Origin of the sequence: Streptomyces sp. NPDC020875 (assembly GCF_040641415.1) — a bacterium.
GTDB lineage: Bacteria > Actinomycetota > Actinomycetes > Streptomycetales > Streptomycetaceae > Streptomyces.
In genome coordinates, this window is the sequence record NZ_JBFADP010000047.1 from 30,012 (window position 1) to 47,158 (window position 17,147).

At 73.7% G+C, this 17,147-nt stretch carries 13 protein-coding genes; 3 read left to right on the forward strand and 10 right to left on the reverse strand.

All coding sequences use genetic code 11. From position 1 onward, the window contains the following. Positions 1-15 precede the first annotated feature (15 nt). From AB0G74_RS25105 to AB0G74_RS25120, 4 genes are all read right to left on the reverse strand, one after another. Positions 16-1,314 (reverse strand): SWIM zinc finger family protein, encoded by a 1,299-nt coding sequence (locus tag AB0G74_RS25105; RefSeq protein ID WP_361150225.1) that lies wholly within the window; start codon positions 1,312-1,314, stop codon positions 16-18. Further along, positions 1,311-4,142, reverse strand: coding sequence for an SNF2-related protein (locus AB0G74_RS25110; RefSeq protein WP_361150300.1), 2,832 nt, complete (start codon positions 4,140-4,142; stop codon positions 1,311-1,313). Before AB0G74_RS25110 ends, AB0G74_RS25105 begins: the two co-directional genes overlap by 4 nt. A 179-nt stretch (positions 4,143-4,321) precedes the next feature. Beyond that, a complete protein-coding gene (locus AB0G74_RS25115) occupies positions 4,322-5,308 on the reverse strand; it encodes a slipin family protein (RefSeq protein WP_361150228.1) in 987 nt (328 codons plus the stop codon). Positions 5,309-5,443: 135 nt separating this feature from the next. After that, positions 5,444-6,130: a class I SAM-dependent methyltransferase gene (locus AB0G74_RS25120; protein ID WP_361150230.1), complete on the reverse strand. Its 687-nt coding sequence runs from the start codon at positions 6,128-6,130 to the stop codon at positions 5,444-5,446. A 148-nt stretch (positions 6,131-6,278) separates the two neighbouring features. Between AB0G74_RS25120 and AB0G74_RS25125 the strand changes: the two genes are divergently transcribed. Next, complete coding sequence (locus AB0G74_RS25125; RefSeq protein ID WP_361150233.1) at positions 6,279-6,602, forward strand: DUF6343 family protein; 324 nt, start codon at positions 6,279-6,281, stop codon at positions 6,600-6,602. Positions 6,603-6,615: 13 nt separating this feature from the next. Here AB0G74_RS25125 and AB0G74_RS25130 read toward each other — a convergent pair whose 3' ends face one another. The 5 genes from AB0G74_RS25130 to rpsA all read right to left on the reverse strand — a co-directional run bounded on the left by AB0G74_RS25130 (position 6,616) and on the right by rpsA (position 11,008). Next, positions 6,616-7,056: a tetratricopeptide repeat protein gene (locus AB0G74_RS25130; protein WP_361150234.1), complete on the reverse strand. Its 441-nt coding sequence runs from the start codon at positions 7,054-7,056 to the stop codon at positions 6,616-6,618. Between the two features lie 158 nt (positions 7,057-7,214). Next, complete coding sequence (locus AB0G74_RS25135) at positions 7,215-7,601, reverse strand: DUF3592 domain-containing protein (protein WP_361150235.1); 387 nt, start codon at positions 7,599-7,601, stop codon at positions 7,215-7,217. A gap of 77 nt (positions 7,602-7,678) precedes the next feature. After that, positions 7,679-8,287 carry a dephospho-CoA kinase gene (gene coaE, locus AB0G74_RS25140; RefSeq protein WP_361150237.1) on the reverse strand — a complete coding sequence of 203 codons (609 nt, stop codon included), beginning with the start codon at positions 8,285-8,287 and terminating at the stop codon, positions 7,679-7,681. Between the two features lie 53 nt (positions 8,288-8,340). After that, complete coding sequence (locus tag AB0G74_RS25145; RefSeq protein ID WP_361150239.1) at positions 8,341-9,279, reverse strand: PAC2 family protein; 939 nt, start codon at positions 9,277-9,279, stop codon at positions 8,341-8,343. Positions 9,280-9,514: 235 nt separating this feature from the next. Further along, positions 9,515-11,008 carry a 30S ribosomal protein S1 gene (gene rpsA / locus AB0G74_RS25150; RefSeq protein ID WP_361150241.1) on the reverse strand — a complete coding sequence of 498 codons (1,494 nt, stop codon included), beginning with the start codon at positions 11,006-11,008 and terminating at the stop codon, positions 9,515-9,517. A 511-nt stretch (positions 11,009-11,519) separates the two neighbouring features. Here rpsA and AB0G74_RS25155 point away from each other — a divergent pair. Together AB0G74_RS25155 and hrpB are read left to right on the forward strand one after the other, a co-directional pair. Continuing rightward, positions 11,520-12,347, forward strand: a complete 828-nt coding sequence (locus tag AB0G74_RS25155; protein WP_361150244.1) for a class I SAM-dependent methyltransferase — start codon at positions 11,520-11,522, stop codon at positions 12,345-12,347. An 85-nt stretch (positions 12,348-12,432) separates the two neighbouring features. Further along, entirely contained in the window at positions 12,433-14,970 is a 2,538-nt protein-coding gene (gene hrpB / locus AB0G74_RS25160) for an ATP-dependent helicase HrpB (protein WP_361150246.1), read from the forward strand. Between the two features lie 211 nt (positions 14,971-15,181). Here hrpB and AB0G74_RS25165 read toward each other — a convergent pair whose 3' ends face one another. Then, a complete protein-coding gene (locus tag AB0G74_RS25165; protein ID WP_361150248.1) occupies positions 15,182-16,936 on the reverse strand; it encodes a lytic murein transglycosylase in 1,755 nt (584 codons plus the stop codon). Between the last annotated feature and the right edge of the window lie 211 nt (positions 16,937-17,147).

Genomic DNA, 17,147 nt, shown 5'->3' on the forward strand with positions numbered 1-17,147 from the left:
GCGCCGGTTCGCGGTTCAGGGCCCGAGGAGGGCGGTGGCGGCGCCCACGGGGTCGGTGTCCGGTGTCCCCCGGGGCCACCACTCCTCGCGTCCCGGATCCGACTCGTAGCCGTACCACAGCCCGTCCCGGCCGAGTCTGAGCTGGACGGCCGGGGTGGACAGCCGGTTGCGCAGCGGGCGGAAGCCGGGGAGCCCGGCGGCGGCGAGCGCCGGACCGGCCCGGTCGAAGGGCCCCGCGGGCGGGTCCCACGGCTCCTCCAGTACGGCCAGGGCGGCGCGTCCGCCCTGATGCCAGGCGGCGACGGCGCGGGCGAGTTCGGTGGCGGTCCGGCCCACGGCCCCGGCGAGATCGCGGTAGAGCGTCCGGGTGGACGCGGTGAGACCGGCGCCGGGGTGGGCGGCGGCCAGCCGGACGGTGTCCTCCCAGACCGTCAGCCCGGCGACCGGGTCGGCCCCGGTGGTCAGCAGGGTGTGGGCACGGTGGGCCGCCTCGGTCGCCAGCAGGTCGAGGGCGAGCGGATCGGGGGCACCCGGCTCGTCGGAGCCCGCGGGGGGTCTGCCGGGCCGGGCCGGTACGGGGAACGGCGGAGGCAGGACGCCCACCGGCCGGTGCAGCGCCTCCGCCGTGTCCGCCGGTACGGTCGGCAGCCGCGGGCCGCCGGTGCCCGCTCCCCCGGCCGGGCCCGGGCCGCCGGTGGAGTCGTGCCGGATGAGGGCCGCCAGGATCTCCCGCTCGCCCCGGCCGCGCAGCAGGAACAGGGCGAACGGGTCCTCGTCCAGCAGCCGGGCGGTCTGGTAGCAGAGGGCCGCCGCGTGCTTGCAGGGGAAGCCGTCGTCGGGGCAGGAGCAGTCCGGGATCAGATCGCCGGGGCCGGGCAGCAGATCGGCGGTGGCGGCGAGGGCCCGGGGGACGTCCTTGTCGAGGAGCGCCGAGAAGTGCTCGGGCCCGGCCGCCGCGGCCAGCAGCTCGTCCCACTCAGCGTCGCCGAGGACCCGCAGCCCGATCCGGGTGCGGTAGGGGCGGGGGCGGCTGCCGTGGACGTAGGCGGTGATCCGGCCGGGGGTGATCGTGACCGCGTCGACCAGCCCCCGCCGCGCGTACGCCCGTCCCCGGGCCAGCCGGGCCGGGTCCAGGGCGCTCTCCTCCAGGGCCCGGGTCCATTCCCGCCCCCACCAGGTCGTCGCGGTCTCCTCGCCGGTCCAGGGCGCGACGGCGGGAAAGGTCCGCCGCCGGTCCTCGTGCGCGGCGGCGGACGGGCGGGAGCGCCGCACCCGGGCGGGAGCGGACCGGAGGCGGTCGGGCGGCGGGGTCACGTACTGCTCCGCAGGGAGACGAGATCGGCCAGTTCACGGTCGGTGAGTTCGGTGAGGGCGGCTTCGCCGGAGCCCAGGACGGCGTCCGCGAGGGCTCGCTTGGCGGTGAGCATCTCGGCGATCCGGTCCTCGACCGTGCCCTCCGTGATCAGCCGGTGGACCTGGACGGGGCGGGTCTGCCCGATGCGGTAGGCCCGGTCCGTGGCCTGCTCCTCGACCGCCGGGTTCCACCAGCGGTCGAAGTGGACGACATGGCCGGCCCGGGTCAGATTGAGGCCGGTGCCCGCGGCCTTGAGGGAGAGGACGAAGACGGGTGTCTCACCGGACTGGAAGCGGTCGACCATACGCTGGCGCTCGGCGACCGGGGTCCCGCCGTGCAGCAGCCGGGAGGGAATGCCGCGGGCGGCCAGATGGCGGGTCAGCAGCCGGGCCATGGACACGTACTGGGTGAAGACGAGGACCGAGCCGTCCTCGGCGACGATCGTGTCCAGCAGTTCGTCGAGGAGGGCCAGTTTCCCGGAGCGGCCCGCGAGCCGGACGGGGTCGGGACCGGCGTACTCCTTCAGGAACTGCGCGGGGTGGTTGCAGATCTGCTTGAGGTCGGTGAGCAGCTTCATCACCAGGCCCCGGCGGGAGATTCCCTCGGCCCCGCCGATGGCCGCCATCGCCTCCCGCACCACGGCCTCGTAGAGGGAGGTCTGTTCCCGGGTGAGAGTGACGACGTGGTCCGACTCCGTCTTGGGCGGCAGTTCGGGCACGATACCCGGATCGGACTTGCGGCGGCGCAGCAGGAACGGCCGGACGAGCCGGGCCAGCCGCTCCGCGGCGGCGTCGTCCTCGCCGAGTTCGACCGGGCGGGCGTGCCGGGCGCGGAACGCCTTGAGGGGGCCGAGGAGTCCGGGTGTCGTCCAGTCCAGCAGGGCCCACAGTTCGGAGAGGTTGTTCTCGACGGGGGTGCCGGTGAGGGCGACCCGGGCGGGTGCCGGAATGGTCCGCAGGGCCTTGGCGGTGGCCGAGTACGGGTTCTTGACGTGCTGGGCCTCGTCGGCGACGACCAGGCCCCAGCGGTGCGCGGCGAGCCGTTCGGCGCCGGTGCGCATCGTGCCGTAGGTGGTGAGGACGAAGCCGCCTCCGCCGTCCGGCAAATCCTTCTCCGTACCGTGGAAACGGTGGACGGGGGTGCCGGGGGCGAAGCGGTCGATCTCCCGCTGCCAGTTGCCGAGGAGTGAGGCGGGGCAGACGACGAGGGTGGGCCGGGTCCGGGCGCGGTGGAGATGGAGGGCGATCACCGTGACGGTCTTGCCGAGGCCCATGTCGTCGGCGAGACAGCCGCCGAGACCGAGCCCGGTCATCAGATCGAGCCAGGCCAGGCCGTGGCGCTGGTAGTCGCGGAGGGTGGCGGTCAGGCCCGGGGGCACCGGGACGGGTTCGGGACCCCGGGTGATCCGGTCGCGGAGGGCGGCCAGGGCCTCCACGGGCACGGCTTCGACGGTCTCGCCGTCGACCTCGGCGGTGCCGGTGAGCGCCGCGCTCAGCGCGTCGGCGGGGGTGAGCAGGCCCAGTTCCCGCTTGCGGGCCTTGCGGACCAGGTCCGGATCGACGACCACCCACTGGTCGCGCAGCCGGACGACGGGGCGGTGCGCCTCGGCCAGGGTGTCCAGCTCCCGCTCCGTCAGCGGGTCGTCGCCGAGGGCGATCCGCCAGCCGAAGCGGAGGAGTTCGGTGCTGTCGAAGAACGGTGTCCCGTCGGTCGCCGAGCCGGGCGCGGGCCGGACCACGGCGGTCGCCGTCAGTCCGCGGGCCAGCTCCCTGGGCCAGTGGACGGTGACGCCCGCCGTGTCGAGCCGGGCCGCGGCGGGGCCCAGCAGGTCGTACAGCTCCTCCTCGGTGAGCGCGAGGACGTCGGGGACGGGCCGGTCGAGCAGTTCGGCGAGGGGCGGCCAGATCCGGGCGGCGCGCCGCAGGGCGAGCAGCGCGTCGATCCGGGCGCGGGGGCCGAAGTCGGATCCCCCCTCACCGGCCCAGAGCCGGGCCGCGTCGATGACGAGCGTCGGGTCGGCGACGCTGTGGACCTGGACGACGGCGGCCGCGGCCCGGCGGTCCCGCTGTTCGCCGGGTGGGGCGTCGTCCCGGGCCGGGGTGTCGAAGAGGGTCAGCGCCGAGAGATCGAGGCGGAGGGAGATCCGTACCCCCGCCTCGGGGCCCGCTGTCGCCCGGCGGGCCCAGGCCCTGGCCCGGGGCAGATGGTGGGCCTCGGCGGCGGCGAAGGGTCCGCCCGCCGCGTGCGCGGCGGCGGGCGTCCTGGGGAGGGTGTCGGCGACGGCGTCGAAGAAGGCCCGGACGAGGGCTTCGGGCTCGGGCACCGCCAGGGGGCCGGGACCGGGCACGGCCGTGGCGTACGCCTCGTACGGCATGGCGGCGGCAATGGCCCGGAGCTGGGCGATGTCGGCGGCGTCGAGCGGACCCGCCCGCCAGGTGTCGTGGTCGGTCGCGGTCAGCCCGGGCAGCAGCCTGCCGCGGGCCACCAGATGCAGGGCGTGCAGCGCGGCGGCGCCCCAGCAGGCGGTGGCGGGGTGGGCGGCGGTGAGGCCCCGGGCCCGGACGAGGGCGGGCAGGGCGTCGGCGACAGGGAGCAGCACCGCGGGGACGGTCCGGACGGCGGCTCCGGGCCGCCCGCCGGGCTCGGATGGAGGTACGGGCTCGACGACGGTGAGGGTGTCCCCGGTCTCGTACGGCAGGTCGCCGTCGGGGGCCCAGAACGCCATCCGGCCCTCGCGGGGCAGTGCGGCGGGCAGGAAGACCGCGGCCCACGCGGCGGAGGGCGCCATGAGCCGCCCGGGCGGCCGCACCGGGGTGGCCGGGGTCGTCGCGGTCGTCATGGGTCACCTCCCGCCGGGTCTGTCGGACACTGTCTCCCCGACGATACGGGCGGGGTCTGACAACGGGGGCGCCACGGCTCCCGGGCGGTGCCGCCCCACCGCCGCGCGGGCGGGTCCGGCGTCGCCGTTCAGGCGGCGTGCGGCGGCCGGTACCGTTCCGGGGGCGCGCCTTCGAGCGGCTCGCGGTCCGGGCCGGGAGAACCCGGTCCCCGGGCGGAGCGGCGTTCCTCCGGCTGCTCGGGCGGTGCCTGCTCCTCGGCCGGGGCGGGGGCCGGGCCGACGGCCGGCGGCGGAGACGGGTGCGGAGGTGCGGCCGGAGGCGGCTGCGGGGCGGCTTCGGCCCGGGGCTCGGCCGGTGTCGCAGCCCGTTCCAGGAAGCGCAGCAGCTCCACGGGGAACGGGAGGACCAGGGTGGAGTTCTTCTCGGCTGCGACGGCGACAACGGTCTGGAGGAGGCGGAGCTGGAGGGCCGCCGGTTCCTCGGACATCGCCCCGGCGGCCTGGGCCAGCTTCTTGGACGCCTGGAGTTCGGCGTCCGCGTTGATCACCCGGGCCCGACGCTCACGGTCGGCCTCCGCCTGTCGCGCCATGGAACGCTTCATCGCCTCGGGCAGGGAGACGTCCTTGATCTCCACCCGGTCGATCTGGACGCCCCAGCCCATGGCCGGGCTGTCGATCATCAGCTCCAGCCCCTGGTTGAGCTGTTCGCGGTTGGAGAGCAGATCGTCCAGATCGCTCTTGCCGATGATGGAGCGGAGGGAGGTCTGCGCCATCTGGGAGACGGCGAAGCGGTAGTCCTCGACCTCGATCAGGGCGTTGGCCGCCTCCACCACCCGGAAGTAGACGACCGCGTCCACCCGGACGGTGACGTTGTCGCGGGTGATGCCCTCCTGGGCGGGCACGGGCATGGTCACGATCTGCATATTGACCTTGTGCAGCCGGTCCACCACCGGAACGATCATGGTGAAGCCGGGGGTTCTGACGCCGCCGTGCAGCCGTCCGAGCCGGAACACCACTCCGCGTTCGAACTGCTTGACGACCTTGGCCGCGGCGGCCGTGTAGACCGCTATCCCGGACGCCGCAGCCAGACTCGCGACCACCAGCTCCTCAATCATGGGGGCACCCCTTCCGTCCGGGCCGGACACCCCATTCCACACTCCACGGTATGCCCGCGGTGGTCCCCGGGCGAGGTCCGGCCGAGGCCGGACCTCGGGCCTTTCCGGCCGGGAGGTCGCCGGGAGGGCCGGGGGTCAGGAAGCCAGCGGCCTGACCTTGATCCAGGTGCCGTCGTCCGTCAGCACGGCTTCCGTCTCCAGATCCGCCTCGGCCAGACACTCCTCCAGCTGGGCGGGGGTCATGGGCCGGGAGCGGAAGGTCTGGGTCCAGGTCGCGTCCGCGAAGGCGTACTCCCCGTGGACGGAGTGCACACCGTCGCCGACCGGCTCCGAGGAGACGATCCGGACCCGATAGCCCGACGGGTCGACCCGCTCGCGGGGCACATTGGTGTGCCAGTCCGCGCCCTCGCGCTGGATGAGGATCCGGCCGCCTTCCTTGAGGTGTTTGCGACAGGTTCGAAGCATGCCCCGGCGCACGGCGGGATCTCCGGTATGGACGAGGAACGACGCCAGCATGACGACGTCGAACCGCTCGTCGAGGTCGAGTTCCTCGATGGAGGCGTGGACGGTACGGCGGGCACCGCTGATCCTGGCGAGCATGTCCGGTGATTCGTCCACCGCCGTGACGGCGAACCCCCGGGCGATCAGCGGATGGGTCACCCTGCCCGCCCCCGAGCCGAGTTCGAGTATCGAGGCGCCCGGTGGCACGGCCGCCTCGATCACATCGGGCTCGTTCCCGGCGGGCAGTCTGGCGTACATATCGACGGCGCAGCCGTCGGGGGTGATCGGTCCGGGGCCGGTTCCTTCGTATCCCTTACGCATCCGTACGGTCATACCCGCCCAACGAGCGGTGTCGCCGGGGTCGTTCCCGGGTGGCGACTTGTCGCCACCGGCTTTTGGCCCGGGGCCGGCCGGGGATCGTCCTCTCATCCGGACGAAGGTGCATGCTGGAGGGGAAGGAGCGATCACGATGCGCACGGGCAGTGAGCCGGTGACCGCACGCAGTCCGCTGCGGATGCGGTTCTGGCTGAGTGTGTGGGGACTGATCTGGGCGGGTGGCGGTACGGCGGTCTTCCTGCTGACGTCGCACCCCGGCTGGGCGGCCCTCTGCGGGGTCCTGCTGCTGATCGTTCTGGTCGATCTCGTCGTGGTGGTGCGGCATATCCGCCAGGGTCCGCACTTCCAGCCGGGCCGGGACATACCGCCGTACGAGCCGGTGCGCGAGGAGCACCACCGGACTGGTCCGGGTTCGGCGGGCCGGGCGCCGCCGGGCACCGGTCCTCCCGCCGGGTGAACGGCCGGAGGGATCAGGCCCCGCCGTCCTCCGGGGGCTGATCCCGCTGTTCCCGCTGGTCCTGCCCGGTCTCCCGCCGGTCGGAGCCGGGCGGGGTGTCGAACCGGGCCGCCCGCAGATACTCGGGCTTGGGGTCGAGGGCGGCGGCCAGCCGGAAGTGTCGTTTCGCCTGCTCGGGGCGGCCGGAGCGTTCAAAGGTACGGGCGAGGGCGAAGTGGGCGAAGGCGTTGTCGGGTTCGCGCTCCAGGACCAGTTCGAATTCGAGTTCCGCCGGGCGCAGTTGGGCGGCGGCGAAGAACGCCCGGGCGCGCAGCAGCCGGGCCGCCGTGTTCTCGGGATGGGCCGCGATCACCGAGTCCAGCAGCTTCACGGCGCCGCGCGGATCCCTCGCGGCGAGCAGTTGCTCCGCCGCTCGGTAGTCGATGACATGGGTGTGCGGATCACTTGTGGGCACGGTCGCATCCTTCCCCTCGATACCTGGTTCCAACACCGTTGCCGCCGGGCCTCTTCCGTCGGCGGCAGATCCACCGGGCGGAACCGTCGGGCCGGACGGGCCGATCCGGCGGGTGAGGCGGGGCGGGTCCGGGCCGGGCGGGGCGGGGCGACCGGGGTTCAGCCCGCCGGTGACGGAAGCCCGGCCACCACCGGGCCCGCGGCCATGACCAGCAGTCCGGCGACGACGAAGGCCCGGTCCAGAGCGGTCCGCTCACGGCCCGGGACGACGACGTCGCGCGGGTCGGCGGGATCGTAGGAGATCGGGACGGTGCTTCCGGCCGTCACGGTACCGAGGGGTACGGGGGCCGGGATCTCCACCACCCGGCCGTCCTCGGTGGTGTACTCCAGGAGTTCCCGGTCGGCTCCCGGCGGCGGGGGCTTCACCAGGGCTTCGGCGGTCCGGCCGCACTGCCGGATCCAACGGGTCCGGCGCAGTCCATGAGCGCCCGCGAGCACGGCGACGAGCCCGCCGAGGACGGTGAAAGCGGCGAAGACGGTCGGCATCGCCCCGATGCTAGAGGCGGGCCTCCGGTGGCGTGGCCCGTTTGACGGGACCCTGACGCGGAGTGTCCCGGGCCGGGTCAGGGAGACGTCGGTGCGGCCCGGCGGGTCAGCTCGGCCCAGACGGCGCGGACCCGGGGTTCCAGCTCCGCCAGCGGGCCGTCGTTGTCGATGATCAGATCGGCGACGGCGCGCCGCTGCTCCCGGGTGGCCTGGGCGGCCATCCGGGCCCTCGCCTCGGCCTCGGTCATACCCCGGTCCCGGACCAGCCGGTCCACCTGGGTCGCCGGGTCGGCGTCGACCACGACGACGAGGTCGTACAGGGACGCGAGTCCGTTCTCGGTGAGCAGGGGGACGTCGTGGACGACCACGGCGTCCGGGTCGGCCGCCGCGGCCAGCTCGGCGGACCGGGCCCGCACCAGGGGATGGACGATGGCGTTGAGCGCCGCGAGCCGTTCGGAGTCGGCGAAGACGAGGGAACCCAGCCTCGGCCGGTCGAGGGTGCCGTCGGGCCGGAGAACGTCGTCGCCGAACTCGGCCACGACGGCGGCCAGGCCGTCGGTACCGGGCTCGACGACCTCCCGGGCGATCCGGTCGGAGTCGATCAGCACCGCTCCGTACGACTCCAGCAACCGGGCGACCGCACTCTTGCCGGCGCCGATACCGCCGGTCAGGCCCACAGACAGCATGGGAGGCAGCTTATGCCCCGGGCGGGCGGGGCGTCCCGGGGCCCCTGCCCCGGTCAGGCGTCGCCCTCCCGCTCGGCGAGAAAGCGCTCGAACTCCAGCCCGATCTCGTCGGCGGACGGCAGATCCACCGGCTCGGCGACGAGATTGCCCCGGGTCTCGGCGCCCGCCACCGCGTCGTACTGGTGCTCAAGACCCTGGACGAGGGCGGTCAGTTCCTCGTCGCCCTCGCCGATCTGGCGCTCGATCTCGTTCTGGGTGCGATGGGCCGCGGTCCGCAGGGCGTGGGCGACCCCCGGGAGCACCAGACCGGTGGCGGCCGTGATGGCCTCCAGGGCGGTCAGCGCCGCGTCCGGATAGGCGGAGCGGGCCACATAGTGCGGCACATGGGCGGCGACCCCGAGAACGTCCCGGCCGGCCTTCATCAGCCGGTACTCGACCAGGGACTCGGCGCTGCCCGGCACCTGGGCCTCGTCGAAGGGGCTGCGATGACCCGGCATCAGATCGGTCCGGTTGCCGTGCGGGGTCAGTCCCACCGGGCGGGTGTGCGGTACGCCCATGGGGATGCCGTGGAAGTTGACCGAGAGCCGGACGCCGAGCCGCTTCACGATCTGGGCGACGGCGGCGGCGAAGAGTTCCCACTCGACATCCGGCTCGGGCCCGGAGAGCAGCAGGAACGGCGCGCCGGTGGCGTCCTGGACGAGGCGGACCTCGATGGCGGGCGTCTCGTAGGCCGTCCAGCGGTCGCGCCGGAACGTCAGCAGGGGCCGCCGGGCCCGGTAGTCCACCAGCCGGTCGTGGTCGAAGACGGCCACCGGCTGGTGCGGGAGGGTGGCCAGGAGATGGTCGACGATCTGCTCACCGGTCTCGCCGGCGTCGATGTAGCCGTCGAAGTGGTACAGCATGACCAGACCGGCCGACTCCTGGGCGAGCGCCATGTCGACAACGGCGAGACCCTGGGGGTCCCATGTGTACAAATCCTGGGGATCAGCCACGATTACCGCTCCTCCTCGTGTTCTCACTCAAGAACGCGGAGTGACGGCCCGGCATTCCCTCTCGCGCCGAAGCATGGTCGGCGCCACCCGGACGGGGGACATCGGACGGCGCCCCCGTTCCGGGTTACGGGGTCCGGCGGAACGGCCGCTCCACGACGGTGCCAGGGAACGCCGACGGGCCCGCCCCCGAAGGGACGGGCCCGCTGGTTCAGCCGTGGATCAGTGGATCAGAGCGTCAGCTCTGGCCACCGGCCAGCTTCTCGCGCAGGGCGGCGAGGGCCTCGTCCGACGCCAGGGCGCCGGAGTTGTCGTCCGACTCCGAGGAGTACGAACCACCGGTCGGCGCGGCGGCCGGAGCGGCGGTGCCACCCTCGGCAGCGGCGGCCTCGTCGGCCTCGCGGGACTTGATGACCTGAGCCTGGTGCTGCTCGAAGCGCTGCTGCGCCTCGGCGTACTGGGTCTCCCACGCCTCGCGCTGGGTCTCGAAGCCCGGCAGCCAGTCGTTGGTCTCCGGGTCGAAGCCCTCGGGGTAGATGTAGTTGCCCTGGTCGTCGTAGGACGCGGCCATGCCGTACAGGGTCGGGTCGAACTCGACCGACGCCGGGTCGGCACCGAAGGACTCGTTGGCCTGCTTCAGCGACAGCGAGATCCGGCGACGCTCGAGGTCGATGTCGATGACCTTGACGAAGATCTCGTCGTTGACCTGGACGACCTGCTCCGGGATCTCCACGTGGCGCTCGGCCAGCTCGGAGATGTGGACCAGACCCTCGATGCCCTCGTCCACGCGGACGAACGCACCGAACGGAACCAGCTTGGTGACCTTGCCGGGGACGACCTGGCCGATCTGGTGCGTCCGGGCGAACTGCTGCCACGGGTCTTCCTGGGTCGCCTTCAGCGACAGGGAGACGCGCTCGCGGTCCATGTCGACGTCCAGGACCTCGACCGTGACCTCCTGGCCGACCTCGACGACCTCGGACGGGTGGTCGATGTGCTTCCAGGACAGCTCGGAGACGTGGACCAGACCGTCGACGCCACCCAGGTCCACGAAGGCACCGAAGTTGACGATCGAGGACACCACACCGGACCGCACCTGGCCCTTCTGGAGGGTGGTGAGGAAGGTCTGGCGGACCTCGGACTGGGTCTGCTCCAGCCAGGCACGGCGGGACAGGACCACGTTGTTGCGGTTCTTGTCCAGCTCGATGATCTTCGCCTCGAGCTCCTTGCCGACGTACGGCTGGAGGTCGCGGACACGGCGCATCTCGACCAGGGAGGCCGGGAGGAAGCCGCGGAGGCCGATGTCGAGGATGAGACCACCCTTGACGACCTCGATGACGGTACCGGTGACGATGCCGTCCTCTTCCTTGATCTTCTCGATGGTGCCCCAGGCACGCTCGTACTGGGCGCGCTTCTTCGAGAGGATCAGGCGGCCTTCCTTGTCCTCCTTCTGAAGGACCAGGGCCTCGATCTCGTCGCCGACCTTGACGACCTCGTTGGGGTCGACGTCGTGCTTGATCGAGAGCTCGCGGCTCGGGATGACACCTTCGGTCTTGTAACCGATGTCGAGCAGGACCTCGTCCCGGTCGACCTTCACGATGACGCCGTCGACGATGTCGCCGTCGTTGAAGTACTTGATCGTCTCGTCGATCGCGGCGAGGAAGGCTTCCTCGTTACCGATGTCGTTGACCGCTACCTGCGGGGTGGTGGCGGTGGTCTCGGTGCTGCTCGTCATGTGGGAAAGGGCTCCGGTACGGACATTGAAGTCGTAGGTACTGCTACGCCGAGAGCCCGTATCGCAGCTGCAAGAAGCCGGACAGCCTTGGAGGCACCGACCCGGACGATCACCCGGAGCCCGTTGGGGCCCCGGGAGAACGACTCCATCCGGAGACGCCTCGTGAACCGAGGGGACATACATCACAGATGCGAGCGCGGCCTGCTCCGTCTGAGGCGCGCAGGCCCGCAGCGCAACTTGTAGCATACGGGGGCAGCCGGAGACGGTCAATGCGCGAAGGCGCACACCCGGGGCGGAACGCCCTATAACCGGCACAACTGAGGTTTGCTGAGGCCACCATGGCCGCCGGTGGTCACGCTGAACGCAAACTACAACCACGGTGAAGATGAGCCAAGACGTCCGAGGTCCCCGGGATTCCTCCGGACCGTCCGCGCGAAACGCGCCCGGCACGGGCGGCCCGGCGGACCGAGCGGAACCCGTATACGCGACAGGCATGACAGACATGGCAGGCATGACAGAGACGACGGACAGCACGGACCCGGCCGAGACCGAGGCGGAGGCCACCCGCCGTGCCGCCGGGACCACCGAGAGCAGCCGGGCCAGCCGGGGCTGGTGGGACCGGAACGCCGACGAGTACCAGCGCGACCACGGCGCCTTCCTCGGCGACGACCGCTTCGTCTGGGGGCCCGAGGGGCTGGACGAGGAGGACGCCGCGCTGCTGGGACCGCCCGAGTCGCTGAAGGGGCTCGACGTCCTGGAGATCGGGGCGGGGGCGGCGCAGTGCTCCCGCTGGCTGGCGGCGCGGGGCGCGCGACCGGTGGCGCTCGACCTCTCCCACCGCCAGTTGCAGCACGCGCTGCGGATCGGCGGCGGGCTGGAGCTGGTGCAGGCGGACGCGGGCGCGCTGCCCTTCCGTGACGGCTCCTTCGATCTGGCGTGCTCCGCCTACGGGGCGATCCCGTTCGTGGCGGACCCGGTCGCGGTCTTCGCCGAGATCCACCGGGTGCTGCGGCCGGGCGGGCGCTGGGTCTTCTCGGTCACCCATCCGCTGCGCTGGGCGTTCCCCGACGAGCCGGGCCCGGAGGGCCTCAGCGTCGCGGCGTCGTACTTCGACCGCACTCCCTATGTGGAGCAGGACGAAGAGGGGCGCGCGGTCTATGTGGAGCACCACCGGACCGTCGGCGACCGGGTGCGGGACGTGGTGGCGGGCGGTTTCCGGCTCGTGGACCTGGTGGAGCCGGAGTGGCCCGCGTGGAACGCCCAGGAGTGGGGCGGCTGGTCCCCGCTGCGAGGCAATCTGATCCCCGGCACGGCGATCTTCGTCTGCGTCCGGGACTGATCCGGGACCGGGGCGCCGCCCGTACGGAAACGACCGCGCGGACGGCCCGGCGCCCCGGTTCGCGGGGGCGGGTGACACTGGGCGCATGATCCGAACCGAAGCGCTCGACCGGCTCCCGGTCCGCGACCGCGTGCCCGATCTGCTGGCGGCGCTCGACTCCCGCGGTACGGCGGTGCTCCACGCCCCGCCGGGCACCGGCAAGACGACGCTGGTCCCGCTGGCGCTGGCCGGCCTGACCGGCGCGGGGCCGCTCCGGAGCGTGCTGGTGGCCGAGCCCCGGCGGATGGCGGTACGCGCCGCGGCCCGCCGGATGGCCTGGCTCCTGGGCCAAGAGGTCGGCGACCAGGTCGGCTATACGGTCCGGGGCGATCGCAGGGCCGGTCCCGCGACCCGGGTCGAGGTGGTGACCACGGGGGTACTGCTCCAGCGGCTGCAGCGCGATCCGGAGCTTCCGGGCGTGGATGTCGTCCTGCTCGACGAGTGCCATGAGCGGCATCTCGACGCCGATACGGCGCTCGCCTTCCTCGTCGACGTCCGGTCCGCCCTGCGGCCGGAGCTGGGGCTGGTCGCCGCGTCCGCCACGAGCGATGTGGACGCCTGGGCCGCACTGCTGACCTCGGCGGACGGCTCGGAGCCCGCGCCGGTGGTCTGCGGCGGGGGCCGGGGCTTCGACTCGGCGGTGCGTTACGCGCCGCCGCCGGCCGGGATCAGGCCCGCCCACGGGACCCGGGTGGATCAGGCGCTGCTCCGGCATGTCGCGGCGACCATCCGGACGGCGCTGGCCCGGCACGAGGGCGATGTGCTCTGTTTCCTCCCGGGCACCGGCGAGATCGCCCGGACCGCCGTCCTGCTGGCCGGTGCGGACGCGGAGGTCCTGCAACTCCACGGGCGGGCTCCGGCGGCCGTCCAGGACGCGGTGCTACGGGGCGGCGGGGAGCGGCGCCGGGTGGTGCTGGCGACCTCGGTGGCGGAGTCGAGCCTGACGGTGCCGGGCGTACGGATCGTGGTCGATTCGGGGCTGGCCCGGGAGCCCCGGACGGATCACGCGCGGGGTCTGGGGTCGTTGACGACGGTGCCGGTCTCCGCTGCGGGGGCGACCCAGCGGGCGGGCCGGGCGGGCCGGGAGGCCCCGGGGACGGTCTACCGCTGCTGGGCGGAGGCGGACGACGGCAGGCGGGCGCGGTTCCCGGCGCCGGAGATCCGGGTCGCCGATCTGACCTCGTTCGCCCTGCGGGTGGCGTGCTGGGGTGATCCGTCGGCGCGGGGGCTCGCCCTGCTGGACGCGCCGCCCGGCGGGGCGATGGCCGCGGCGGGGGCCGTACTGCGGTCGGTCGGCGCGGTGGACCGGGAGGGCCGGGCGACGGAGCGCGGCACGCGGATGGCCCGGCTCGGGGTGCATCCCCGGCTCGCCCGGGCCCTGCTGGACGGCGCCGGGCGGGTCGGCGCGGACCGGGCGGCGGCGGTGGTGGCGCTGCTGAGCGAGGAGCCGCCGCGGGAGTACGGGGACGATCTGGCCGCGGTCTGGCGGGCCGCCCGCCGGGGCGGGGACGGCTATCCGGCCCGCTGGCGTGCGGAGACCCGGCGGCTGGCGGCGGCGCTGCGCGCGGTGGAGCCGGCCGGGCCGGACGCCGGGGAGGACGGCGGGCTCTCGGACGACGCGGTGACGGGCCTGGTGACGGCGCTGGCCTATCCGGAGCGGGTGGCGCGGGCCCGGGGCGAGGGAATGTTCCTGATGGCGTCGGGCACCCGGGGCGAGGTGGCGGCGGGTTCCGCCGTACGGGGTGCTCCCTGGCTGGCGGTCGCGGTGGCGGACCGGCCGGTGTCGGCGGCGTCCGCCCGGATCCGGCTGGCGGCCCCGGTCGACGAGGCGACCGCCCTGTCGGCCGCGGACCGGCTGCTGGCCGAGGCGGAGGAGGTCGGCTGGGAGGACGGTGCGCTGATCGCCCGGACCGTACGGCGGCTGGGGGCCGTGGAGCTGTCGTCGCGGCCGTTGACGCGGCCGGATCCGGACCGGGTGCGGGCGGCGGTGCTCGACGGGCTCCGCCGGGAGGGTCTCGGGCTGCTGCACTGGACGCGGGAGGCCGAGGGACTGCGGGACCGGCTGGCGTTTCTGCGCCGGACGGTGGGCGACCCCTGGCCGGATGTCACGGACGAGGCGCTGCTGGAGCGGGCCGGGGAGTGGCTGGAGCCGGAGCTGTCGCGGGTCCGGCGGGCGGCGGATCTGGGGCGGATCCACGCCGGGACGGGGCTGCGGCGGCTGCTGCCCTGGGCGGGCGGTGCGGCGGCCCGGCTGGACGAGCTGGCCCCGGAGCGGATCGAGGTGCCGAGCGGTTCGCGGGTCAGGGTGGAGTACGGCGGGGAGCGGCCGGTACTGGCGGTGAAGTTGCAGGAGTTGTTCGGGCTGCGGGAGACCCCGGAGGTGGCGGGGGTGCCGGTGCTGGTCCATCTGCTGTCCCCGGCCGGGCGGCCGGCGGCGGTCACCGCCGATCTGGCGTCGTTCTGGCGGGACGGGTATCGCGCGGTCCGGGCGGAGCTGCGCGGGCGATATCCCAGGCATCCGTGGCCCGAGGACCCCTCGACGGCGCAGCCGACCCGTCACACCCGGGCGCGGGCGCCCCGATAAGGGAGTTCGGGGGGCGCCCCGATGGCGTGCCGGAGCCGGGGTGCCGTGGCGGGCGGGGCCGGGGAGGTTCGGCGGGCAAGCCGGTCTCCCCGGACGCGGCGCCCGGACGCGGCGCCCGGATACGGCATCCGGATACGACCCGGGTACGGCACCGCCCCCGCGCCGTTGTGTCGGCGGGGGGCGGTGCGAGTGTCCTCGGTCGTACGGCCGGTCAGTTCGCGGTCGCGGCGGGCGAGGCGGAGGTGCCGGGGTTCGGCTCGGCGGGCACCTCGACCTTCAGCTCGACATAAACGATCTGGCCGCCCGCCAGCTCCACCCGGAGGCGGAAAGTGCCGGTCAGATCGTCGGCGTGGAGTTCGGGGAGGGCGAGGATCCCCTTGGTGTCGGTGGTCAGTCCGTCGAGGGTCCGCAGCCGGGTCTCCTCGGCGCCCTGGAAGTAGGGGCCCTTCCGCGCGGGAACCCACGTGCCGTCCTTGTCGGTCTCCTCGACGGTGACCCGGGCCGCGACACCGGGTGCGACGGTGTCGCGGTAGGTGGCCTTGACGACCACGGCATGGGCGAACTTCGCGCCCGGCGCGGCCGTCATGTCCTTGCCGTCGGTCCAGACGGCCTTGTCGGCGGCGCGCTGGGTGACCTTTCCGGCGAAGGTGATGGGCGAGACCTTGTGGCCGACGACCGCGGCGCGTACGGCGAAGGAGCCGGTACGGTCGCCCGCCTCGATGACGGGCGCGGTGACCTTGCCGTCCGCGCCGGTACGCAGGACGACGGTCTTCTTCTGCCCGGCGAACACGGTGCCGGTGAAGCCGGAGATGTCGAACCGGACCTGCTGTCCGGCGGCCGGGCGGCCCGTGCCGCTCCTGACCCGTACGGTGACCCGCTCGTCGGCGTCCCGGCCGGCCATGACGGTCAGCGGGCCGGTGCCCGCGTTCACGATGGAGCCGACGGGCGCGGTGTCGACGGGCGGCGGCTTCGGCCCGACGGGCGGCTTCGGCTGCGGCTTCGGCGGCTTGGGGTCGCCGTTGCCGGGCGTGGTCGGCGGCTTCGGTTCCGGACGGTCCGTCCCCGGTGACTTCGGCGGGGTGGTGACGGGCGGGGTCGTGGTGGTGCCGCCGCCGTTGGTCCGGTTGCTGTCGGGGCCGTTCGGGTTCGGGGGTACGCCCTTGCCGTCGGGCACGGTGTGGGTGCCCCGCTTGTAGTACTCGAACCAGGACAGGACGGTGTTCAGATACTCCCGCGAGCGGTTGTAGCCGAGGATGGCCCGTTCGAGGTCCTGCGGCTGGGTGAGGTCGCGGTCGTTGGCGCAGAGGTAGCGCCCGGCCGCGAGGGCCGCGTCGTAGATGTTGTTGGGGTCCTTGCGCCCGTCGCCGTTGGCGTCCTGGCCCCAGGTGGCCCAGGTCGACGGAATGAACTGCATGGGGCCGACGGCCCGGTCGTAGACCGTGTCGCCGTCGTAAGCGCCGTCGTCGGTGTCGGGGATATTGGCGAAGCCGACGCCGTTGAGGACCGGGCCGCGGATCGGGGAGAGGGTGGTGCCGTTGGCGTCCACCCGGCCGCCGCGCGCCTGGCCCGACTCGACCTTGCCGATGGCGGCGAGCAGTTGCCAGGGGACCTTGCAGCCCGGGTCGGAGGCCGCGATAGTCTCCTCGGCGCGCTTGTAGGCCGCGAGGACGGTCGCGGGGATGCCGGACTCGGCGTGACCGGCGGGGCTCATGGTGCCGCTCGGGCCGGTGGGCGCGGGGGACTTCAGCGGCGGGAGGTCGGTGTAGTACGGGGAGTCGCCGCTGACCGGGGTGCCGGGCGGCGGGTTGACGCCGTCGGACAGCTCGTCCGGAGTGGACTGGCTGTCCCCCGATATCGCCTGGGTGACGCCCGGCGCCTGGGACGCGGAGAGCGCGGCGACGGCCGCCGCCGCCACCGCCGTGGTGGTCGCTCCCCTGCGCAGTCGGCGGCTGAAATGCGCTCCCATGAAGCTGTCCCCTCCCGTGGCGGTCTCCCCGCTCCCCTGTGCCTCGACCCGGCCGACCCTACGTCACCGGGGCCGACGGGTCAGTGGCGCCTGACCGGTTTTCACCACTTCGCCACCTCATGACGGCCGGGTAGTTGGACCGGGTTCGTCGAAGAGGACGGACGAACTCCGAGGTGGTGCCGGTTGCACGGGGCCGGAAACCGGGCAGGCC